Below are 21,348 nucleotides of genomic sequence, written 5' to 3' on the forward strand. Positions count from 1 at the left end.
AGCGCCTCTACACGGGCAAGGCCGGGCAGTTGATCACCCAGCGGGGGTGGGCGCCTCATCCTCGGCGTTGCCCGCCACCACCCGGCCGTCTTCCATCGTCACGATCCGGTCCGCCACGTCGAGGATGCGCGGGTCGTGCGTCACCAGCAGGATCGCGGTGCCGCGGGACCGCGCGAGGTCGCGCAGCAACCGCACCACCTCGCCGCCGCTCGCCTTATCCAGCGCGGCCGTTGGCTCGTCCGCCAGGATGAGGCCGGGGGCGTTGACGAGGGCGCGCGCCACCGCCACCCGCTGCCGCTGCCCGCCCGAGAGCTGGGACGGCATCTTCCCGGTCTGATCGGCCAGGCCCACCGCGCGCAGCATCTCCCCCGCGCGCTCCAGCCGCTCCGCCTCCACGGTGTCGCCGTCCAGCTCCAGCGCCATGGCGACGTTCTGCCGCGCCGTGAGAAAGCCGAGGAGGTTGTGGCTCTGGAAGATGAAGCCGATGCGGCGCCGAAGCGCGACCCGCGCCGCCTCCTTCGCGCCCGCCAACTCCTGCCCGAGCACGCGCAGTGATCCCTGCTGAGCGGCCCGCAACGCGCCGACGAGGGTGAGGAGGGTCGTCTTGCCGCTGCCGGAGGGGCCGGTGAGGATGACGATCTCCCCGGGTGCCACGCGGAGCGAGACGTCGCGCAGCACCTCGCGCCGCAGCGCGCCATCCCCATAGGCGTAGGTGACGCCCTCCAGCTCGACGGGGTCGCCGATCATCAGAACATGTCCGCGGGGTTGGCGTCGCGCAGCTTGCGGGTGGCGAGCAGCCCGGCACCGGCGCACATGCCGAAGATCATCAGCAGCACCCAGGCCGCGCGCTCGGCCGTCATGTTCAGCGGCAGGAAGGTCGCGTCCGCCACCACGCCGTACAGGATGGATGAGACGATCGTGCCCGGCACGAAGCCGAGCAGCGCGAGGATGCCGGCCGCCCCCAGCACGACGCGCGAGAGATGGCCGTTGGAATAGCCCATGGCCTTGAGGGTCGCGTACTCCTTCAGGTGGCCGGCGATGTCGCTGAACAGCACCTGGTAGACGATCACCATCCCGACCACGAGGCCCATGAGGCTGCCGAAGGAGAAGATGAACCCGATCGGCGTCGCCTCCTCCCAGTAGCGGCGCTCATGCGCGCGCAGCTCCGCCTGGGTCAGCACGCCGACATCGGGCGGCAGGATGGCGCGCAGCGCGGCCTGGGTGACCAGCAGATCCGCGCCAGGCGCCAGGCGGATGGCGCCGAGATCCACCAGCGCCGCCTTCCGCCCGCTGACGACCCGGCGGAAGTTCACCTCCGACACCACCGCATTGCCGTCCGCCCCGAAGGAAGAGCCGAGCTCCACCGTGCCGACCACCCGCAGGTCACGGTTGCCGATCTGCACGGGGAAGGGCCCACGTTCCGCCAGCATGGCGGTCACCGGACCGAATTCGGGGCGCGAGCGGGCGTCGAAGGCGAAGGTATCGGGCTGCTTCAGCGCCTCGCGCACGGGGGCGAGGCCCGGCAGGTCCAGCACCCCCGCCTCCACGTCGAAGCCGATGAGCTGGATGGTGCGGCGGGTGCCCGTCGCCGGGTTCCGGAAGCTCGACTGCGCGAGATAGACGGGCGCCGCCGCTGCCACCCCCTCCACCCCCAGCGCCTGGGAGACCCGCGCGCGCGGGATCGGCTCCGGCCGGAAGGAGGCGAGGGTCATCGGGCTCATGAGGAAGAGGTCCGCCTTCATGGCGCCGATGAGGGTCGTCGCGCTCTCGAACAGCGCGGCACGGAAGCCGAGCTGCATGAAGACGAGGAGGCAGGCGAACATCACCCCCGCCGTGGCCGAGGCCAGTCGCGCCTTCTCGGAACGCAGCTGGCGCCAGGCAAGGCGCACCGCGAGGCGGGTGGAGGCGGCAAGGCCCGGCGGGCGGGGCGCCGCGCGCGTGGCCGGCGTGACAGCAGGCCGCAGTTCGGTGAGCGCGTTCATGGGCGGATCGCCACCTGCACCTGCATGCCGGAGCGGCGTGAAAGCGCGGCGCGCGCGGCCTCGTCCAGCGTCAGGCGGACCTCGACCGTGCGTGCGTCCACCGCGGCCACGGGGTCGGTCCCGGCCTGGGTCGTGCGGCGCACCACCCAGCCGATCTCCCGCAGCACGGCGTTCAGGCGCCTCGACTCGCCGGGTACCACCACCTCGGCCTCGGCGCCGGGGCGAAGCCGGGGCAGGTCGGTCTCGTAGACATCCGCCACGACATCGAGATGCGAGAGGTCACCCATCTCCAGCACGCCCTCGCTCCCCACGGCCTCGCCGGCACGGGTGATGATGCGGAGCACGGTGCCATCGGAGGGCGCGCGCAGCCGGGCGAGCGCGGCATCGGCCCGCGCCCGGTCCAGCGCGCCCTGGGCGGCGGAGAGGTCGGCCTCGGCGCGGGCGATGTCCTCGGCGCGGGGGCGGCGGAGCGTTTCCAGCTCCGCCTCGGCCGCCGCGCGCTCGGCGGTGCGCTGGGCGGCGAGGTAGCGGTTGCGCTCGGCATTGGCCGCGGCACCGGCGCCGGAGGCGACGAGGGACTGCGCCCGCCCGGCATCGCGCCGCGCCGTTTCCTCGGCGGCGCGGAGCGCCTCGGCCCGGGCCTCGGCCGCGGCGATCTCGCTCGGGCTGCCGCCGGCCTGGGTGCGGTCCAGCGTAGCCGCGGCCTGCGAGACGCGGGCCAGCGCTTCCGTCACCGAGGCGTCGCGCTGGGCGGCGTCGGCGAATTCGGCCAGCACCTGCCCGGCCTTCACCGTGTCGCCCTCCGCCACCATCAGCCGGTCCAGCCGCGCGCCGGTCGCGGGGGCCGCCAGGCGGCGGATGCGGCCCGCGGGCTCCACCCGGCCGAGCGCGCCCACGCCCACCGGCCCCTCGGCGGCGGCGGGCGCCACCACGGGCGGCGGCGCGAAGGGGCCGATCCGCGCCGTCCAGACAGCGGCCCCGGCGGCGAGCAGCAGGATCGCGAGAAGGGCGAGGCGCTTCATCCGCCGCGCTCCAGCAGGCCGTGCAGGGTCGCGCGCAGCGCCGAGAGCTCGGCAGGCCCCGCCTCGTAGAGGCCGAAGAGGCGGGCCATGAAAAGCCCGTCCCCCGCCATCATGATGGCGGCCGCGATGCCCGGCGGCGTGCCGTCCGCCACCGCTGCCGCCCGGACGCGGGCGAAAAAGGCGCGGATCGGGTTCAGCAGGGCAGGGTCGTGGTGGAAGGCAGCGAGCATCACCGCCGCGGCCCGCGCATGGGCCTCCAGAATATCCGGCTCGTCGAAAGTGAACGCGAGGCAGGCACGCAGCGCGCGGCCCTGCCCCTCTGGCTGCGCAGCAAGCACCGTCTCGTAATCCGCGGTGATCCGGTCCGCCAGGCGCTGCATCATGGCCACCAGCAGCGCCTCCTTCGAGGCGAAATGGTAGAGCAGCCCGCCCTTGGAGATGCCGGCTCCGCGCGCCGCGCCCTCCAGCGTCAGGGCCGGCACGCCGCGGGCGCGGATAATCGTCTCGGCGGCGTCCAGGACGCGGGTCTGCGCGCCAGGCGGGGCGACGGGGTCGAGTGGCATGGCGCGGCTTCTATACCGTCCGGACGGTAAAGAACAGGGCTTCTTGCACGCCGCTGCTCTTTCGGCCCAGGGAGGAGAGGGCCGCCGGAAACGAAAAAGCCCCGGCGGAGGAGGGCGCCAGCCAAGGCTGCGGCACCTTCCCCACCGGGGCCCTATTCAGCGCTGGCCCGGGGGAGCGGGTCCCCCAGCCCCCATCACGCTGCCTCGCTCTCCGAGCGGCGGGCGTGCTTCTTGCGCTCATGCGGGTCGAGGTAGCGCTTGCGCAGACGGATAGCGGTCGGCGTCACCTCCACCAGCTCGTCCTCCTCGATATAGGCGATAGCCTGCTCGAGCGACATGCGGCGCGGCGGCACCAGGAGAAGCGCCTCGTCCTTGCCGGCGGCACGGATATTGGTGAGCTTCTTCTCCTTGATCGGGTTCACGTCGAGATCGTTCTCGCGCGAGTGCTCGCCGAGGATCATGCCCACGTAAACCTTCACGCCCGGGTCCACGAAGAGCGCGCCGCGCTCCTGCAGGGCGAAGAGGGAGTACTGCACCGCCTCGCCGTCCGAGTTGGAGATGAGGCTGCCCTTCACGCGCCCCTCGATCGGCCCGGCCCAGGGCTGATAGCCAAGGAACAGCCGGTTCATCATGCCGGTGCCGCGCGTGTCCGTCATGAACTCGCCATGGTAGCCGATGAGGCCGCGGGACGGGATGTGGAAGGTGAGCCGCACCTTGCCGCCGCCCGAAGGCCGCATGTCCTGCATCATGCCCTTGCGGAGGGACATCTTCTCGACGACGACGCCCGAATACTGCTCGTCGACGTCGATCAGCGCCTCCTCGAAGGGCTCCTCCTTCTCGCCCGTCTCCGGGTTTACCTGCGTCAGCACGCGCGGGCGGCCGATGGTCAGCTCGAAGCCCTCGCGGCGCATCGTCTCGATGAGCACCCCAAGCTGAAGCTCGCCGCGGCCGGCCACCTCGAAGGCGTCCACCTCCTCGGAGACCTTCACCTTGATGGCGACGTTGCCCTCCGTCTCCTTGAAGAGGCGGTCGCGGATCTGGCGGGAGGTAACCTTCTTGCCCTCGCGGCCGCCGAGCGGGCCGTCATTGATGCGGAAGGTCATGGTCAGCGTCGGCGGATCGACCGGGATCGCCGGCAGCGGCTCCGTCACCTCGGGGGAGGCGATGGTGTCGGGGATCGTCGCATCGCTCAGGCCGGCGATGGCGCAGATGTCGCCCGCCTGCACCTCATCGACCGGCACGCGATCCAGGCCGGAGAAGGTCATCAGCTTCGTCAGGCGGCCGGTCTCGACGATCGAGCCGTCCTGGCGCAGCACGCGCACGGGCATGTTGGTCTTCGCGACGCCCTGCTCGATGCGGCCCGTGAGGATGCGGCCGAGGAAGGGGTCGGCCTCGAGGATGGAGGCGTTCATCGCGAAGGGCGCGGTGACGTCCACCGTCGGCTCCGGCACGTGGCTCAGGATGAGGTCGAACATCGGCGACAGGTCCTTGCGGGGACCATCCATCGTCAGGTCGGCCCAACCCTGGCGGCCGGAGGCGAACATGGTGTGGAAGTCGAGCTGCTCGTCGCTGGCGCCGAGGGCGGCGAAGAGGTCGAACACCTCGTTCAGCACCTCGTCGGCCCGCGCGTCCTGGCGGTCGACCTTGTTGATGACCACGATCGGCTTCAGGCCGCGGGCGAGCGCCTTGGTGAGCACGAACTTCGTCTGCGGCAGCGGGCCCTCGGCCGCGTCGCAGAGGACGATCGCGCCATCGACCATCGAGAGGATGCGCTCCACCTCGCCGCCGAAGTCGGCGTGGCCCGGCGTGTCCACGATGTTGATCTTCACGCCCTTCCACTCCACCGCGGTGGACTTGGCGAGGATCGTGATGCCGCGCTCGCGCTCGAGGTCGTTGCGGTCCATGGCGCGCTCGGCCACCTGTTGGTTGGCGCGGAAGGCGCCGGCCTGCTTCAGCAGGTTGTCCACCAGCGTGGTCTTGCCATGGTCGACGTGGGCGATGATCGCCACGTTGCGGATGCTTTGCGTCATCGCGCGTTGTCCTTCGTCCTGCCGGGGCGGGGCGTTCCAGCCCTCCCCCGGTGCGCGCGATGCCGTTTGGCCCGGTGGCCCGGGAAACCGATCGCGCCCGTTTCGCGCCCCTGAAAGGGGGCGCGGCCCTCGCTCGAAGTTCCATCCATATGGAAGGCCCCGCGCGCATCGGGCGGCGGGGCCTTTCTTCGGCGGTTCGGCTTGTTGCGGCGCACAGATAGCGTGCCAGGGGCCGGATTGCGAGAGATTCCGCGATGCTCGCCGCCCGCCCCGCGCATGCGCCCCGCTCATGCGGTGCCGACGGGCTGCGGGCCCCCCTCTCCCTGGGAGGGCCGTTTCCCACCACCACGCCCCTCCGGGCGGCCGGCGAGTGGCTCCCGCCGGGCCTAGCGCGGCCGCAGCACCCGGGCGAGGGCGAGCCCCAGCGAGACCATCCCCGCCGCCACGACCATGAGCGCCGGAACCGACCCCAGCCAGGCGATCAGCAGGCCGAAGAGCAGCGGCGCGAGCGACTGACCGACAAAGAAGAAGAAGGCGAAGAGCGCCACCGCGGAGCCCCGCGCCTGCGGGGCGATCTCTGTCACCCGCGTCTGGAGGGAGCTATGCATGGTGAAGTAGCCGAGCCCGACCGCGAACATCCCGGCCGCCACGGGCAGCACCCCCACCCCGCCGCCGGCCTTCAGCCCGGCCCAGGCGATGGCCGAGAAGCCGAGGGCGACCAGCGCCCCCGCCGCCCGCTGCATCCCCGACAGGCCGAGGCGCGACAGCATGGGCCCGGCGAGAAGCGTGTTGGCCACCCCCGCCGCCCCGAAGGCGCCGATGGCGATGCCCGCCTGAAGGGGACCGCCGACGCCCCAGTCCGCGAGCATGGCCGCGAGATAGGGGAAGAGGCCGAAAACAAGCAGCCCCTCCGCCGTCGCGGCCGCATAGACCCGGCGGGCCATGGGCAGGGCAAGGATGCCGGAATAGCGGCGCGCCGCCGCGGTGGCGTCCAGCCGGCCGGGCGACGGGTCGGGCTCGGCCCGGATATCGCGCAGGAGGACGAGGCCCATGCCGAGCACCGCCACCGCGCCCCCTCCGAGAATGCCCCGCCAGTCCACCACCTCGTGCACCAGGCCCGAGATCACCCCGCCCGCGATCTGCCCCGTGGTGGAGAAGGCGAGGAGACGGCTGAGCGCCACCTGGCGCTGGTCCATCGGCACGCGGTCACCGAAGGTGGCGATGACCAGCGGGTAGATCCCCCCCGCCGCCGCGCCCGCGAGCGCCCGGAAGACGAAAAGAAGGCCGAGGGAGGGCGCCAGCGCGCAGGCCACCAGCGAGAGGCCGGTGAGCAGGGTGGCCAGGGCGATGATCCGCCGCTTGCCCAAAGCGTCCCCAACAGGCCCCAGGAAGGGCTGGATGAGGGCGTAAGGCATGGCGAAGGCGGTGGCGATGAGGGCCACGCTGTCGGTCGCGACGGCCAGGTCGCGGGCGATCTCCGGCAGGATCGGGTCCAGGCTGCGGGCGGAGAGCGAGGTGCAGAAGGCGGTCAGGCCGTAAAGGGTGATCAGCCGGCGGGTTCGCGCGGACTCGTCGGCGGGCGGACGGGGCATCGCGCAGAGGTTGGAACGGACGCGCCCGGCGCGCCAGCCCGGCCACTGCCACGGGCGGCTCAGGCCCTCTGGCGACGCGGCTCCCCCGCCAGGCTCTCGCGAAGCCTCTCCTCCGGGATAGGCCGGCCAAGGAGGAAGCCCTGGACCTCGTCGCAGTCGAGCTCCCGAAGAAGGGCGAGTTGCTGCTCGGTCTCCACACCCTCGGCGGTCACGCGAAGGTTCAGGCTCCGCCCGAGGGCGATGATCGCATTCACGATCGGGCGCGCGCTGCCGTCCAGCTCGGTCGCCTGGATGAAGGATCGGGCGATCTTGAGCCGGTCGAAGGGGAAGCGGCGGAGATAGACAAGGCTCGAATAGCCGGTGCCGAAATCGTCGAGGGCGAGCCGGACGCCGAGCGCCTTCAGCGCGCGCATCGCCGCCAGCGCGCCCTCCGCATCCTCGATCAGCAGACCCTCGGTGATCTCCAGCTCCAGCCGGCCGGCGGGCAGGCCGGTCCGCGCCAGGATCCCGGCCACCTCGCTCGGCAGGTCGCCATGCTGGAACTGGACCGGGGAGAGGTTCACCGCGACGACATAGGGCTGCATCCAGGCGGCCGCGGCCTTGCAGGCCTGTTCCAGGACCCAGCGGCCGAGCACGAGCATCAGCCCGCATTCCTCCGCCACCGGGATGAAATCGGCCGGCGAGACCTGGCCTCGCACCGGGTGCTCCCAGCGCAGCAGGACCTCGTAGGAGACGACCTCGCGGGTGTGGCAGGCGTAGACGGGCTGGAAGCTGACGGCGAACTCGCCGTTGCCGAGAGCATGGCGCAGGTCGTGCTCCAGCAGGCCTCGCTCGCGCAGGCGCACCTCCATTTCCGCCTCGAAGAAGCGGGTGACGCCCCGGCCCGCCGCCTTGGCCCGGTAAAGGGCGGTGTCGGCGTTCTTCAGCAGCGCCTCCACGGTCCGGCCGTCGTCCGGGAAGATCGCGATACCGATGCTCGTATCGATGTTCACGGCATAGCCGCTCACGTCGAAAGGCCGGGCGATCCTGACGACGATCCGCTCCGCCAGCGCCGCCGCATCGGCCGCGCGGGAGACGGCGGTCTGCACGAAGACGAACTCGTCGCCCCCCACCCGCGCCACGATGTCCGAGGTACGGGAAAGGCCCCGCAGGCGCTCGGCCGTCTGCCGCAGCACCTCGTCCCCGGCGGCATGGCCGAGGGTGTCGTTCACCGGCTTGAAGCGGTTCAGGTCGAGGCAGAGCACGGCCAGGCGCCCGCCGCCGCGCTCGGCCAGGGCCATGGCCTGCATCAGGCGCTCCTTGAGCAGGATGCGGTTCGCCAGGTCCGTCAGGCCGTCGTGATGGGCGAGGTGCTGGATTCTCTCCTGCGCGCGCAGGCGGTCGGTGATGTCGGTATAGGTGCTGACCAGCCCGCCATCGGCGAGCATCCTCGTCCGGATCTCGATCACCGTGCCGTCCGGCCGCAGCAGCTCGCCGAAACGCAGGCCCGCCTCCCTCTCGGGCCCGGCCGGCCCGGCCTGGCCACACGGCTCCGCACCGAGCGGGCACAGCTCTCCCCGCGCCGCCTGCCACTCGGCCACCGGCGCGTGGTCCTCCCCGGTCTCGGCCATCCCCTGCGGCAGCCCCAGCAGCGTGACGTAGCGGGTGTTGCGGAGGGAGATGCGGCCGTGCCGGTCCACCATCAGCAGGCCCTGGTCGAGGTTCTCGATCGCGTGGCGCAGCACCTCGTGCGAGGCGAGGACGCGGTGCTTGTGCCGGATCAGGAGAAAGCCAACGACCAGCACCAGCAGGGTGATGCCCGAGCCGAGCGCGACGGTGAGGCTGAACAGGGCGTCGAAGTTCGCCATGAGGGGCGCCATGTCCATCCCGACCGCCACCGTGACCGGGTAGTTGCGCAGCCGCCGGAAGCTGACGGCCTGCCCCTGGCTCCCGTCGGTTGGGGTGATGCGGAGGCTGCCGTGGTCCGTCGCCGCGGCGGCCCGGCCGAGCGGGGTTTCAGACAGGTCGTGACCGAGCATCGTGCCGTCGGGCGCGGCCGCGCGCACGATGCCGTCCTGCCCAAGCAGGATCATGTTGCCGCTGAAGTCGAGCAGCTCGTGGAACTGCGTCATCCAGTAAGGATCGAACGAGCAGACCACCACGCCCGCGAAGCTGCCGTCCGGCGCGAAGACCTTGCGCGTGAACTGCACGGTCCAGCGGTTCGAGACCCGGCCCAGCACCGGCCGGCTGATGAAGAGCGTGTCGGCCGGCTCCTCGAGGTGGACGCGGAAATGCGCGCGGTCCGAGAGGTCGAGCGTGCCGTTCGTCGGGCCGAGATTTGTCTGGCGCAGCCGTCCTCTCGCGTCGATCAGCGCGAGCTGCGCCATCATGCCGTCGTTGTAGCCATTGTCAGTGGCGACGAAGTCGAGGGAGAAGCCCTGCGGGTCGCGCCGGTAGGCATCGCGCGCGAAGCGCAAGCGCTGGTCGATCGCCTCGATGGTGCGGGCGACGCCCTGCTCGGCCGCGCCCGCGATGTTGAGGGCCGCGGACCGGACATTCTCCTCGATCTCGCGCCGCTCCACGACCAGGTGCGCGCCGACCGCGCCCCAGACGACCACCAGGATCGTCAGGATGAGCGCGATCTCGAAGCGGAAGCTGGTCCAGCTACGGAAGAGCACCGACCGAGCGGCAGCGAGTGGCGTCGCCCGCGGCGAGACCACGGCTGGCGGGGGGTAGGACACGCGCGCTTCTCCGTCCGGCAAGGGTCCGGCTCGCCCCAGGGTAAGGACGAAGAAGTGAACGAAAGCCTAAGCGGGGGGGAACCTCGGGGCGTCAGTCCGCGGCGGCGAGCGCCGTCAGCGCGGCCGTGGTCGTCACCCAGCCGAAGAAGGTGCGCACGTTGAACACCGTCGCGTCGTGCACGAATCGCGGGCCGCCCTGCCAGCAGGCATCCTCCACCAGCACGGGCCAGAACTCGCGGTGGAAGGCCTCGCGCAGCGTGCTCTCGACGCAGACATTCGTCGCGACTCCGCAGAACAGGATGTCCCGGATGCCGCGGGCGCGCAGCATCATCTCAAGCGCCGTGCCGCTGAAGCCGCCGTAGCGGGGCTTTTGGACGAGGATGTCGCCGGGCGCGCGCTGCATCTCCGGCACCAGCGCGTAGTCCCAGGTGCCCTTGGCCAGCAGCGTGCCCTCAAGCTCCGGCCGCTCGCGCATGAGGCGCAGGGCGTTGGACTTCCAGTGGTTGGGAGAGCCGGGACCGCCGGCCTCGACCCCCTCGGCGTCCCAGCCGTTCTGGAACCAGACGATCTGGACGCCGAGCATCCGCGCCGCCGCCACCACCTGCACCACGTTGCCGATGACTGAGCGGGTGCCAGAGAGGTCGAAGCCTGCCTTGTCGAGATAGCCCTCCGCCGAGGCATAGGCGTTCTGCATGTCCACCACGATCAGCGCGGTGCGGGCGGGCAGGATCGGGAAGGCCTCGGGCTCGGCGGGCAGCAGGCGGTCGCCGGGGACGCGGGGGAGTTCCTGGGGGATGCGGTCGATCGACATGCGGCCATGCTGCGCCGCGGGATGACCGCCGTCCAGGCGGCCACTTCTCTGATCAGCGCGGGAGGGCCGCGTCCCCGAGGCGCGCGGAGAGGCTCGGGCGCGCGTTCAGCAGCACGGGGTCGAAGCCCGCCTTGCGCTTGTAGCCGAGCGCGATCTCCTCCAGCTCCGCCAGTGGCAGCACCGCCTCCCGCCCGCCGACGGCCGCGAAGCCCGCCGGCGCCCGGCTCTCCGCGAGATCCAGCACGAGGTCCGGCCCCTGGCCGCGCGCGGCCTGCACGAGGGCGGCCGTGGCCGGGCGGCGCTCTTCCTCATAGGCCCGGAGGCCCGCCACCGCATTGCCCGTGCTCGCGAGGTGGAAGGCCAGGGTGCGGGCGTCGAGGATTCCCTGAGAGGCGCCGTTGGAGCCGATCGGGTACATCGGGTGGGCGGCGTCGCCGAGCAGGGTCACGCGGCCGCGCGTCCATTCCGGCAAGGGGTCGCGGTCCACCATCGGGAACTCCCAGACATCCGGCGCGGCGCGGATCAGGGAGGGGACGGAGAGCCAGGGCCATTGCCAGTCCGCGAAATCGGGCAGGAAGTCCTCGATCCGGCCGGGGCGGTTCCAGTCCTCCCGCGCCCAGTGTGTGTTCGGGTCCATCCGCCTCTCGGCAATGAAGTTGACCAGCGCGGGGCGGTCCGCCGTCGCCTCGCGAATGGGGTAGCAGACGAACTTAAGATCGCTCGTCCCTGCCTGCACCATGGTCCGGCCGGTGAGATAGCCGGGATGCTCGGCCACCGCGCGCCACATCAGGCTGCCGTTCCAGCGGGGCGCGCCCTCATGCGGGTGCCAGGCGGCGCGGATGGCGCTGTGGATGCCGTCCGCGGCCACCACCACGTCGCCGCGCGCCGCGCCGCCGCCCTCCAGGTGCAGCACGGCGCTGTCAGCACCCGATTCGGCTGATATCCCGCGAGAGCCGAGATGGATGGCATCCCCCAGCCGCTCCCGCGCCGCCTCGAGCAGCAGCATGAAGAGGGTGCCGCGGTGGATGCTCACCTGCGGCCAGCGGTAGCCGGCGGTCAGGCCGCGGTCCTCGCGCCAGACCTCCTCGCCGCGCCTCGTGGCATAGAGCAGCTCCCGCGTCGGGACGCCGGCCGCGAGGACGCGCTCGCCGAGGCCGAGTTCCGTGAGTTCCCGCACGGCATGGGGCAGAAGGTTGATGCCGACGCCGAGCGGCTTGGGCATGGCGACGGCCTCGTGGACCTCTGCCTCAATCCCCGCCTGGTGCAGCGCCATGGCCAGGGTGAGGCCGCCGATCCCACCGCCCGAGATGATCACGCGCATGGCCGTCTCCTCCATTTTGCCGGATGTTGGCACCGCGCGAGGGAAGGTTCAACAGTTGAACGATGTGGGTGGGCCGGGCGGCCACGGGCTTCTGGCCGGCACGGTGTCATACGGGTTAAAGCGGGCCTATCGCCGAGTCATCCGCGACCTCGAAGAGGCACTGCGCCCGCACGGCTTTACCCCGCCGCTGCTGGCAGCCCTTTCGCTCGTCGGGGCCAATCCCGGGATCGCCCCGGCGCATCTGGCGGAGGCCATGGGCCACGGCCGTTCCCGCGCGGCGCCCCTGCTCGACCGGCTGGAGGAGCGGGGATTGCTGGAGCGGCGGACCGGCGCCGACCGCCGCAGCCTGGAACTTCATGCCACCCCGGCGGGGCTGGACGCGCTCGGCCGGCTCCGCCCGCTGCTCGACGCGCATGAGGGGCGGATCACCGGTGGGCTGAGCGCGGCCGAGACCCAGGCGCTCGCCCGCCTTCTCGATCGGCTCGCGCCCGGCCAGTAAGCCGGGCGCGGCTCGGGCGGGGTTACCCCACGCGGTTGCCGATGAGGTCCTGCACCACGGTGGGGTCGGCGAGGGTGGAGGTGTCGCCGAGACTGTCCGTCTCGTTCGCGGCGATCTTGCGCAGGATGCGGCGCATGATCTTGCCCGAACGGGTCTTGGGCAGGCCCGGCGCCCACTGGATGGCGTCCGGGCTGGCGATCGGCCCGATCTCGCGCCGCACCCAGGCGACGAGCTCCTTCCTCAGCGCCTCGGTCGGCTCCTCATCGGCGTTGAGGGTGACATAGGCGTAGATGCCCTGGCCCTTGATCTCGTGCGGCATGCCGACGACGGCGGCCTCGGCGACCTTCGGGTGGGCCACCAGCGCGCTCTCGATCTCCGCCGTGCCCATGCGGTGGCCGGAAACGTTGAGCACGTCGTCCACACGCCCTGTGATCCACCAGTAGCCGTCCTCGTCGCGCCGCGCGCCGTCGCCGGTGAAGTACTTGCCGGGGAAGGTGGAGAAATAGGTCTGGACGAAGCGCTCGTGGTCGCGGAACACGGTGCGCATCTGGCCCGGCCAGCTGTCGGTGATCACGAGGTTGCCCTCGGTCGCCCCCTCCAGCGGCGCCCCCTCGTTGTCCACCAGCGCCGGAAACACGCCGGGCAGCGGCAGGGTGGCCGAGCCCGGCTTCTGCGCGACGGCGCCCGGCAACGGCGAGATGAGGATGCCGCCCGTCTCGGTCTGCCACCAAGTATCGACGACCGGGCAGCGCTCGTCGCCGACCACGCGGTAGTACCAGAGCCAGGCCTCGGGATTGATCGGCTCGCCGACGCTGCCGAGGATGCGGAGCGACTGGCGGGAGGTCCCCTTCACCGGCCCCTCGCCCTCCCGCATCAGGGCACGGATGGCGGTGGGGGCGGTGTAGAAGATGTTCACCCCGTGCTTGTCGATCACCCGCCAGAAGCGGCTGCTGTCAGGCCAGTTCGGCACGCCCTCGAACATGAGCGTCGTCGCGCCGTTCGCGAGCGGGCCGTAAACGATGTAGGTGTGGCCGGTCACCCAGCCCACATCGGCCGTGCACCAGTAGACCTCACCCGGGCGATAGTCGAAGACCAGCTCATGCGTGAAGGAGGCCCAGACGGCGTAGCCGCCGGTCGTGTGCAGCACGCCCTTGGGCTTCCCGGTGGAGCCGGAGGTGTAGAGGATGAAGAGCGGGTCCTCCGCCCCCATCGGCTCGGGCGCGCACTCGGCGGATTGCGCGTTGCAGAGCGTCTCCCAGTCGTGGTCGCGCCCCTCCTGCATCTCCACCTTGCCCCCCGTGTTGCGGGCGACGATGACGGACTTCACCGTCGGGCAGGACTTCAGCGCCTCGTCGGCATTCGCCTTCAGCGGCACGGTGCGGCCGCCGCGCCGGCCCTCGTCGGCCGTGATCAGCAGCGTGCTCTCGCAGTCCTGGATGCGGCTGGCGAGGCTGTCTGGGGAGAAGCCGCCGAAGATGATCGAGTGGATGGCCCCCACCCGCGCGCAGGCGAGCATGGCGACGGCCGATTCGACGATCATCGGCAGGTAGATCGAGACGCGGTCGCCCCGGCGCACGCCGAGGGACTTCAGCGCATTGGCCAGCCGGCAGACACGGGCCAGCAGGTCACGATAGGTGACCTTCGTGTCCGAGTTCGGGTCGTCCCCTTCCCAGATGATCGCCACCTGGTCGCCGCGCCCGCCCTCCACGTGGCGGTCAAGGCAGGACTCGCTGATGTTCAGCACCCCGTCCTCGAACCACTTGATGGAGACGTCGCCCTCGAAGCTCGTGTTCTTGATGCGGCTGGGCGCCTTCATCCAGGCAATGCGGCCCATCTCGCGGCGCCAGAAGCCCTCCGGGTCGCGCGCGGCCTCGGCCACCATCGCCTCGCGCCGGGCGGCATCGACGTGGCTGCCAGCGGCAATCTCGGGCTTCACGGGGATCAGGGTCTGGTCGGTCATGGCGCTCCTCCGGGGCTTTGCCCTTCGAGTGCCATCGTCGCGCTCACGCGCGGGGCGTCAAGCGCCGGAAGCGGTGGGGCGGGGGGCCTTCCCTGCTCCGGCCGGCGGCTCACAACGGCACAGGGAGGGCCGCGCCCCTCCCTGGCCGGCCACCCTTAACGGTAGCGGTAGGCGTAGGGGCGCGGCGGACCGGCGAAGCGACGCGGCGGACCGTAGTAGCGGCGGGCCTCCGGCCGGCGATAGTAGCCGGGCGGCGGGCGGCGCCAGTGGCCCCGGCCGCGGTAATAGCCGCGCGGCGGTCCGTAATACTGCACGGGGATGGCCTGAACCGGTGCTGCCGGACCCAGGACGGCGACGGCGGGCGCGACCTGGGCCTGCGCCGCAGGGGCGGCCGCCAGGAGCGGCGCGCCGAACAGCGCGCCCAGCACCAGGAACCGGCGTCCCCAGGAACCGAGACGAGCGAGACTGCCCTGCATTGTGCATTCCTCTCTTCGGGCGGGCCGAAAGGGCCCTCCACCTGAGCATTCAACGCGGGGAAACGGGCAGGGTGGCGACGGGAATGCGGCGCCAAGGGGGCTTTTCGTTACGCCTCGCGCGGTAATGACCCCGGCTGGCGCACGGGAGGGCTCCCCCGCGCGCCACCCCTGGCCCCCGCGGCCCGGGAAAAATAGAAGGGAGCCCGCGGGGGCCACTTCCCGCCGCGCCTCGGTTTCAGGGATGGTCGCACGCATGAAGGTTCTTCTGGTCGGCGGCGGCGGCCGCGAGCACGCCCTGGCGTGGAAGATCGCCCGCAGCCCGACCCTCACGAAGCTCTGGTGCGCCCCGGGCAACCCCGGCATCGCCGCCCTGGCGGAGTGCGTGCCGATCGGGGCCGAGAGCATCGAGGCCCTCGTCGCCTTCGCGCGGGAGCGGGCGGTGGACCTCGTCGTCGTCGGCCCCGAGGCGCCGCTGACCCTGGGCCTGGCCGATACCCTCGCCGTCGCCGGCATCCCCTGCTTCGGCCCCAGCGCCGCCGCAGCCCGGCTGGAGGGGTCCAAGACCTTCACCAAGGAGGTGCTGGACGCCGCCCGCGCGCCCACCGCCGCCTGGGCCCGCTTCGAGGACCCCGCCGCCGCCCGCGACCATGTCCGCGCCCAGGGCGCCCCCGTCGTGGTGAAGGCCGACGGCCTGGCCGCGGGCAAGGGCGTGGTGGTGGCGGCCACGGTCGAGGAGGCGGAGGCCGCCATCGCCGACATCATGGAAAGCCGCGTCCACGGCGAGGCCGGGGCCAGCGTCGTGATCGAGGAGTGCATGATGGGGGAGGAGGCCTCCTTCTTCGCCCTCTGCGACGGCACCCGCGCCATCCCGCTCGCCGCCGCCCAGGACCACAAGCGCGTGGGCGAGGGCGACACCGGCCCGAACACGGGCGGCATGGGCGCCTACTCCCCCTCCCCCGCTTTCACGGATGCCATGCGCGACGAGGTGATGGCCCGCGTCGTGGAGCCCGTGCTGGCGGAGATGGCCCGGCGCGGCGCGCCCTTCCGCGGCGTGCTCTTCGTCGGCCTGATGCTGACCGCGACCGGCCCGCGCGTGATCGAGTTCAACGTCCGCTTCGGCGACCCGGAGTGCCAGGCGCTGATGCTGCGCCTCGAGAGCGACCTCCTCCCCGCCCTCGCCGCCTCGGCGGCGGGGGACCTTTCCGGCATCTCGCTGCGCTGGTCGGCGAACCCGTCGCTCGTCGTGGTGGTCGCGGCCCGCGGCTATCCGGGCCTCGTCGCCAAGGGCGAGCCGATCGGCGGGCTGGAGGCCGCGGCCAGCATCCCCGGCGTTCGCGTCTTCCACGCCGGCACCGCCCGCGGGCCGGACGGCTCGGTGGTAGCCTCGGGCGGGAGGGTGCTGGGCATCGGCGCCACCGCCCGCGACCTCCGCGCGGCGCGCGAGGCCGCCTATGCCGCCGTGGACGCGCTCGACTGGCCCGGCGGCTTCTGCCGGCGCGATATCGCGCACCGGGCCCTCGGCGCCGCATCCCTGGGGGCGGCCTTATGATCGCCGCGCCGACGGGGCGCGCGCCGTGACGGGCTCCACCGCCTCCATCCGCTGCGGGGACGACCTGCGGGGCCGGGTGCCCGGCACCTACTTCACCATCGCCGACCCGGTCTGCCAAGGCCCGGTGCACGGCGAGTTCCTGGAGGGCTACGTTTCCCGCCGCGCGGGCTTCGTCGCCGGCCACTACGCCCATGGCGCGGCCGCCGTCCGCGCGCGGCTGGGGGCGGAATACGCGGCGCTGCGCGAGCTGCCCCAGTACGACCGCGTGCTGCTCTGGTTCGAGCACGACCTCTGGGATCAGGCCGTGCTGATCCGCGTGCTCTCGGTGCTCGCGGGCTGGCCCGCACTGGCGGGGCGCCTCTGGCTGGTGCCCTCCGACGGCGAGCGCCCTTTCGCCGAGATGCCGCAGGACGAGCTGGAGTCCCTGGCCCCGCAGCCCCTCCCCTGGTCCACCGTCGAGGCCGGCGCCGAGGCCTGGGATGCCTTCGCGGCGGAGGATCCCAGCGCGCTCGACCGCCTCTCCCGCCGCGCCCTGCCCCTGCCGCACCTCGCCCGCGCCATGCGGCGCCACCTGCAGGACCTGCCCTGGGTGACTGACGGGTTGGGCATGACCGAGCGCCTCGTGATGCGCGCCGCGGCCGAAGGCGTCACCGGCGAGGGGCCGCTGATGCGCCACCTGCGCGCTGCCGATCCGGTGTTCCACCTGACCGACCTCATCCTCCGCGACGTGGTGACGCGCCTCTCCACCGGCACGCGCCGGCTCCTCACGCGGGAGGCGCCGCACCTGCCCACAGCGCACGGCGCCGCCATCCTCGCGGGCGCAGCCCGCTATTCCCCGGGGCCGCGACACCAGGCGGGGGTGGTGGTCGGGCCGCGCGGCCGCTGGTGGTGGAACCCCCGCTCAGCCGGGGTGACGGACCGGCTTCCCGGACGTCCGGGCCTCTTCGGGTAAGCGGCCCCTTCAGCAGCCGTGGAAGCCGCCGCCCGGCAGCGGCGCCAGTTCCAGGATGCCCAGCACGCGCGCGGGGCTGCCGGGCGAGACCACCGCCAGCGCCCCTTCCGGCAGCGCCTGGCCGCCGACCACCTCGCCGAGCGCCATGATCAGCGGCGTGCGATGCCCGACCAGCACCCGGTTCGCCCCCGCCGCCACGGGGGAGGAGAGCAGGCGGCGGTGCCCCTCGATCACCTCCGCCAGCCGCCCGCCGGCATAGTCGTCGGCCAGCAACTCGTCGGTGACGCGCACCTGGGCGGCGCCGAAAGCGGCCTCGGCCGTGTCGCGGGCGCGGAAGACCGGGCCCGCCAGCACCGGGGTTTCGACGGGGATCCCGAGTTCCTCCAGCCGCTGGCCGATCGACGCCGCCTGCCCGCGCCCTGCGCGGGAGATGTTGCGCTGGCCCTCGCGATCATCCACCCGGAAGGAGCGGTCGCAGGGCTCGCCGCGCGTGTCGGCGTGGCGGAGGAAGAGCACCAGCCCGCCCGCGCGCAGCCGGGCCACCAGCGCGTCACCCTCCCGCATGCCCGGCCGCAGAGGGGTGAGCTCGGCCGCCACGGCGGGCAGCGGGGCGAGGAGGAGGAGCAGCGCGCGCCGGATCATCCGCGCATCCTGCCACGCCGCGCCGGCGAACGGGGCACCCATGCGCCCTTCCGCCATTCCGGCCGCCCCGGCTTTCCGCTAAGCCCCCGCCCATGCGCTACGTCTCCACCCGCGGCGAGGCCGCCCCCCGCTCCTTCGAGGCCGTGCTCCTCGCCGGCCTGGCCGAGGATGGCGGCCTCTTCCTGCCGGAAACCTGGCCCACCCTTACCCCCGCCGAGTGGGAGGGACTGCGAGGCCTGCCCTATCCGGAGCTGGCCGCAGACATCATCTCCCGCTTCACCGGCAATACCTTCGAAGAGGGCGTCCTGCTGGCCATGTGCCGCGACGCCTATGCCGGCTTCAACACCCCGGCCGTGGCTCCTCTGGTGCAGCTCGACGAGCGCCGCTTCGCCCTCGAGCTGTTCCACGGCCCCACCCTCGCCTTCAAGGACTTCGCCCTCCAGCTCCTCGGCCGCATGTTCGACCACGTGCTGGCCCGGCGCGGGGAGCGCATCACGATCGTCGGCGCCACCTCTGGCGACACGGGCTCCGCGGCGATCGAGGCGTGCCGCGACCGCCGGAACCTCGACATCGTCATCCTCCACCCCGAGGGCCGGACGAGCGCGGTGCAGCGCCGGCAGATGACCACGGTGCTCTCGCCCAACGTGAAGAACCTCGCGGTTCACGGCGACTTCGACACCTGCCAGGACCTGGTGAAGGCCATGTTCAACGACGCGCCCTTCCGCGCGGAGATGAACCTCTCGGCCGTCAACTCCATCAACTGGGCGCGCATCGCGGCGCAGATCCCCTACTACGTTGCCAGCGCCCTCGCGCTCGGCGCGCCGGGCCGCGAAGTTGCCTTCAGCGTGCCCACCGGCAATTTCGGCAACGTCTTCGCCGCCTGGGCCGCGCGCGCCATGGGCCTGCCGATCTCCACCCTGATCATCGGCGCCAACCGCAACGACATCCTCGCCCGCTTCATCGGCGCGAACGACATGACGGCCCGGCCCGTGGCGCCCAGCCTCTCGCCGAGCATGGATATCCAGGTCTCCTCCAACTTCGAGCGCCTGCTCTTCGAGCTTCTCCACCGCGACGGCGCGCGCACGGCCGCCACCATGCGCGCTTTCCGCGAGACCGGCGCCATGCCGGTGCCCGACGCCGCCTGGCGCGAGGCGACCGCCCTCTTCCGCGCCCACGCGGTCTCGGACGAGGAAACGGTCGAGGAGATGCGCCGCCTGCACGCCCAGGGCTACGCCGCCGACCCCCATACGGCCGCCGGCACCGCGGCCAGCCACGCCAACCCGCCCGACAACCGCGCCACGCCGATCATCGTCGCCGCCACCGCCCACCCCGCGAAGTTCCCGGACGCGGTGGAAAAGGCGACGGGCACCCGCCCGGCCCTGCCGCCCCATATGGCGGACCTCTACGAGCGCGAGGAACGCTTCACGGTGCTGCCGAACGACCTTGCCTCGATCGAGGCCGCGGTCCGGGCCCATGCGCGGCGGAACGCGGCCTGAGCAGCGGGGGCGCCGGTGACGCCTCTCAGGCCACCGGCAGGCGCACCACGAAGCGTGCCCCGGCCACGCTCCCGTCCGGGTTGCGCCGGTTCTCCGCCATGATCCGCCCGCCGAGCGCTTCGACGATCTGACGGGAGATCGACAGGCCGAGGCCGGAGTGCTGCCCGAAGCGCTCGCCCTGCGGCCGCTCGGAGTAGAAGCGGTCGAAGATCCCTTCGAGCTTTGCCTCGGGGATGCCGGGCCCCTCGTCCTCGATGGCGATCTCGGCCACCGCGCCGGTCGCCCTCGCCCGCACCCGCACCTTACCGCCGGGCGGCGAGAAGGAGAGCGCGTTGCCGAGGAGGTTCCGCAGCACCTGCACCAGCCGCCCCTCCACGCCCCTGACCACGAGGGTGGCGGGCGCGTCCAGTTCCACGGAGGGATCGTTCTCCCCCCGCGTCGCCACCTGCAGTTCCGCGAGCGTCGAGAGGATGGGTGCGATGTCCACCGGCTCCGATACCGTGCGCGATAGCTCGGCATCGACCCGGGAGCTGTCGGCGATGTCGCCGATCAGCCGGTCCATCCGCACCGCGTCCTCCGCGATGATCGCCAGCAGGCGCTTCTGCTGCTCGGGATCCCCGACGCGCCGCAGCGTCTCGATCGCCGAGCGCACGGAGGTCAGCGGGTTGCGCAGCTCGTGCGCGACATCCGCCGCGAAGCGCTCGTTCGCGTCCACGCGCGCCCAGAGGGCGTTCGTGCCGCTCTGCAGGGCCCGCGCCAGGATGCCGATCTCGTCCTGCCGCGCCATGAGCGGCGCCGGCACCGACCCGCCCCGCCCCTTGCCCTGCCGCATCGAGGCCGCGGAGCCCGCCAGCTCCAACATCGGCGAGGCGAGGGTGCGCGTGAGATAGAGCGAGAGCGCGACGGTGATCGCCAGCGCCATGGCGAAGAGCGCGAGGACCGAGCCCCGGATCTCCATTACCCGCTGGTCCACTTCCCGCGCCTCGCGGGTCAGCAGCACGATGCCGACGGGCTGGTTCGCGCGCCGCGCCGGCTCGGCGACCGAGACGAGCAGCCGCCCGTCCGCCGTGCGCCGCACATAGGGATTCACGCCGCCTTCCAGCGCCAGGCGCAGCTCCTCCCGCCGGTCGGGGCCGAGATCGGGCTGCCAGTCGAAGGAGGGGGCGTCGGGCGTCTCGTCCACCACCACGGCGGGGCCGCGCACCCGCGGGCGCGGCAGCCAGTCGAGAAGCCGCTCGTAGACGCGCCCGATGGTTCCCGCGACCGGGCCGGGCTGGCTCGGCGGCGGCAGCGGCTCGGTCACGATGGCGCCGCCCGGTCCTTCCCGCACGCGGCTGTCGGCCACCAGCAGGCCGTTGTTGTCGAAGAGCTTCGCCTGGGTGCCCGTGCTCGGCTCCGTCAGCCGCCGCAGCAGGGGGCGGGCAGTCTCGGGCACGAGGGTCGCGCGGTCGTCCTGGATTCGAACCCCGGCCTCCGCGATGCCGTTCGCGTAGATGCGCGCCTGGGTGCGCAGCCCCTGCACCTCCGCGGCCAGCAGCCCGTCCTGGTACTGGTCGAGGTAGAGGAGCGTCGCCACCAGCAGGAAGGGCGGCAGCATGTTGACGAGGAGGATGCGCCGCAGCAGCGGCGAGAAGCGCCGCCCCTCGGCCCGCCGCTCCATAGGAACGGGCGGGGGCAGGTCTGTCGTGACGGGTCCGCTGGCATCCGGCATGGGCCCAGCATAGAGCGGAATC

17 protein-coding genes are annotated in these 21,348 nt (G+C 72.5%); 4 read left to right on the top strand and 13 right to left on the bottom strand.

Features of this window, described 5'->3' with window-relative positions; all coding sequences use genetic code 11:
* Positions 1–33 precede the first annotated feature (33 nt).
* From D9599_RS11540 to D9599_RS11580, 9 genes are all read right to left on the bottom strand, one after another.
* Positions 34–747 carry an ATP-binding cassette domain-containing protein gene (locus tag D9599_RS11540; protein ID WP_198381382.1) on the bottom strand — a complete coding sequence of 238 codons (714 nt, stop codon included), beginning with the start codon at positions 745–747 and terminating at the stop codon, positions 34–36.
* A complete protein-coding gene (gene devC / locus D9599_RS11545) occupies positions 747–1,982 on the bottom strand; it encodes an ABC transporter permease DevC (protein ID WP_198381383.1) in 1,236 nt (411 codons plus the stop codon). The genes D9599_RS11540 and devC overlap by 1 nt, the downstream gene beginning before the upstream one ends.
* Entirely contained in the window at positions 1,979–3,004 is a 1,026-nt protein-coding gene (locus tag D9599_RS11550; RefSeq protein WP_198381384.1) for an HlyD family efflux transporter periplasmic adaptor subunit, read from the bottom strand. The genes devC and D9599_RS11550 overlap by 4 nt, the downstream gene beginning before the upstream one ends.
* Positions 3,001–3,567, bottom strand: coding sequence for a TetR/AcrR family transcriptional regulator (locus D9599_RS11555; protein WP_198381385.1), 567 nt, complete (start codon positions 3,565–3,567; stop codon positions 3,001–3,003). The genes D9599_RS11550 and D9599_RS11555 overlap by 4 nt, the downstream gene beginning before the upstream one ends.
* A gap of 194 nt (positions 3,568–3,761) precedes the next feature.
* Positions 3,762–5,597, bottom strand: coding sequence for a translational GTPase TypA (gene typA, locus D9599_RS11560; RefSeq protein WP_198381386.1), 1,836 nt, complete (start codon positions 5,595–5,597; stop codon positions 3,762–3,764).
* 386 nt (positions 5,598–5,983) lie between these two features.
* Entirely contained in the window at positions 5,984–7,189 is a 1,206-nt protein-coding gene (locus tag D9599_RS11565; RefSeq protein ID WP_198381387.1) for an MFS transporter, read from the bottom strand.
* Between the two features lie 59 nt (positions 7,190–7,248).
* Complete coding sequence (locus D9599_RS31320; protein WP_198381388.1) at positions 7,249–9,909, bottom strand: EAL domain-containing protein; 2,661 nt, start codon at positions 9,907–9,909, stop codon at positions 7,249–7,251.
* Between the two features lie 91 nt (positions 9,910–10,000).
* Positions 10,001–10,720, bottom strand: a complete 720-nt coding sequence (locus D9599_RS11575; protein ID WP_198381389.1) for an isochorismatase family protein — start codon at positions 10,718–10,720, stop codon at positions 10,001–10,003.
* Positions 10,721–10,772: 52 nt separating this feature from the next.
* A complete protein-coding gene (locus tag D9599_RS11580) occupies positions 10,773–12,041 on the bottom strand; it encodes a flavin-dependent oxidoreductase (RefSeq protein WP_198381390.1) in 1,269 nt (422 codons plus the stop codon).
* A 64-nt stretch (positions 12,042–12,105) separates the two neighbouring features.
* On the opposite strand from D9599_RS11580, the gene D9599_RS11585 reads away from it, so the two are divergent.
* Positions 12,106–12,540, top strand: a complete 435-nt coding sequence (locus tag D9599_RS11585) for a MarR family transcriptional regulator (RefSeq protein ID WP_309228614.1) — start codon at positions 12,106–12,108, stop codon at positions 12,538–12,540.
* Positions 12,541–12,562: 22 nt separating this feature from the next.
* Here the strand turns inward: D9599_RS11585 and acs are convergent, their stop codons facing one another.
* Both acs and D9599_RS11595 read right to left on the bottom strand, forming a co-directional pair.
* Positions 12,563–14,500, bottom strand: coding sequence for an acetate--CoA ligase (gene acs, locus D9599_RS11590; RefSeq protein ID WP_198381392.1), 1,938 nt, complete (start codon positions 14,498–14,500; stop codon positions 12,563–12,565).
* Between the two features lie 155 nt (positions 14,501–14,655).
* Positions 14,656–14,976: a hypothetical protein gene (locus tag D9599_RS11595; RefSeq protein WP_198381393.1), complete on the bottom strand. Its 321-nt coding sequence runs from the start codon at positions 14,974–14,976 to the stop codon at positions 14,656–14,658.
* 253 nt (positions 14,977–15,229) lie between these two features.
* On the opposite strand from D9599_RS11595, the gene purD reads away from it, so the two are divergent.
* Both purD and D9599_RS11605 read left to right on the top strand, forming a co-directional pair.
* A complete protein-coding gene (gene purD / locus D9599_RS11600; protein WP_198381394.1) occupies positions 15,230–16,525 on the top strand; it encodes a phosphoribosylamine--glycine ligase in 1,296 nt (431 codons plus the stop codon).
* Positions 16,526–16,550: 25 nt separating this feature from the next.
* Positions 16,551–17,477, top strand: a complete 927-nt coding sequence (locus D9599_RS11605; protein ID WP_198381395.1) for a hypothetical protein — start codon at positions 16,551–16,553, stop codon at positions 17,475–17,477.
* A gap of 9 nt (positions 17,478–17,486) precedes the next feature.
* Here the strand turns inward: D9599_RS11605 and D9599_RS11610 are convergent, their stop codons facing one another.
* A complete protein-coding gene (locus D9599_RS11610) occupies positions 17,487–18,161 on the bottom strand; it encodes a histidine phosphatase family protein (RefSeq protein ID WP_198381396.1) in 675 nt (224 codons plus the stop codon).
* Between the two features lie 50 nt (positions 18,162–18,211).
* Between D9599_RS11610 and thrC the strand changes: the two genes are divergently transcribed.
* On the top strand, positions 18,212–19,615 hold the full coding sequence (gene thrC / locus D9599_RS11615) for a threonine synthase (RefSeq protein ID WP_198381397.1): 1,404 nt from the start codon (positions 18,212–18,214) through the stop codon (positions 19,613–19,615).
* A gap of 25 nt (positions 19,616–19,640) precedes the next feature.
* Here thrC and D9599_RS11620 read toward each other — a convergent pair whose 3' ends face one another.
* Complete coding sequence (locus tag D9599_RS11620; RefSeq protein WP_198381398.1) at positions 19,641–21,326, bottom strand: stimulus-sensing domain-containing protein; 1,686 nt, start codon at positions 21,324–21,326, stop codon at positions 19,641–19,643.
* Positions 21,327–21,348 lie beyond the last annotated feature (22 nt).

The sequence above is a fragment of the Roseomonas sp. KE2513 genome (assembly GCF_016107305.1).
Lineage (GTDB): Bacteria > Pseudomonadota > Alphaproteobacteria > Acetobacterales > Acetobacteraceae > Roseomonas.

What these genes read in the sequence shown, in the direction of transcription:
- acs (WP_198381392.1), bottom strand. Translation starts at nt 14,500, where the DNA reads ATGACCGACCAGACCCTGATCCCCGTGAAGCCCGAGATTGCCGCTGGC.
- thrC (WP_198381397.1), top strand. Translation starts at nt 18,212, where the DNA reads ATGCGCTACGTCTCCACCCGCGGCGAGGCCGCCCCCCGCTCCTTCGAG.
- D9599_RS11595 (WP_198381393.1), bottom strand. Translation starts at nt 14,976, where the DNA reads ATGCAGGGCAGTCTCGCTCGTCTCGGTTCCTGGGGACGCCGGTTCCTG.
- D9599_RS11580 (WP_198381390.1), bottom strand. Translation starts at nt 12,041, where the DNA reads ATGCGCGTGATCATCTCGGGCGGTGGGATCGGCGGCCTCACCCTGGCC.
- devC (WP_198381383.1), bottom strand. Translation starts at nt 1,982, where the DNA reads ATGAACGCGCTCACCGAACTGCGGCCTGCTGTCACGCCGGCCACGCGC.
- D9599_RS11565 (WP_198381387.1), bottom strand. Translation starts at nt 7,189, where the DNA reads ATGCCCCGTCCGCCCGCCGACGAGTCCGCGCGAACCCGCCGGCTGATC.
- D9599_RS11610 (WP_198381396.1), bottom strand. Translation starts at nt 18,161, where the DNA reads ATGGGTGCCCCGTTCGCCGGCGCGGCGTGGCAGGATGCGCGGATGATC.
- purD (WP_198381394.1), top strand. Translation starts at nt 15,230, where the DNA reads ATGAAGGTTCTTCTGGTCGGCGGCGGCGGCCGCGAGCACGCCCTGGCG.
- D9599_RS11555 (WP_198381385.1), bottom strand. Translation starts at nt 3,567, where the DNA reads ATGCCACTCGACCCCGTCGCCCCGCCTGGCGCGCAGACCCGCGTCCTG.
- D9599_RS11575 (WP_198381389.1), bottom strand. Translation starts at nt 10,720, where the DNA reads ATGTCGATCGACCGCATCCCCCAGGAACTCCCCCGCGTCCCCGGCGAC.
- typA (WP_198381386.1), bottom strand. Translation starts at nt 5,597, where the DNA reads ATGACGCAAAGCATCCGCAACGTGGCGATCATCGCCCACGTCGACCAT.
- D9599_RS11620 (WP_198381398.1), bottom strand. Translation starts at nt 21,326, where the DNA reads ATGCCGGATGCCAGCGGACCCGTCACGACAGACCTGCCCCCGCCCGTT.
- D9599_RS11540 (WP_198381382.1), bottom strand. Translation starts at nt 747, where the DNA reads ATGATCGGCGACCCCGTCGAGCTGGAGGGCGTCACCTACGCCTATGGG.
- D9599_RS11550 (WP_198381384.1), bottom strand. Translation starts at nt 3,004, where the DNA reads ATGAAGCGCCTCGCCCTTCTCGCGATCCTGCTGCTCGCCGCCGGGGCC.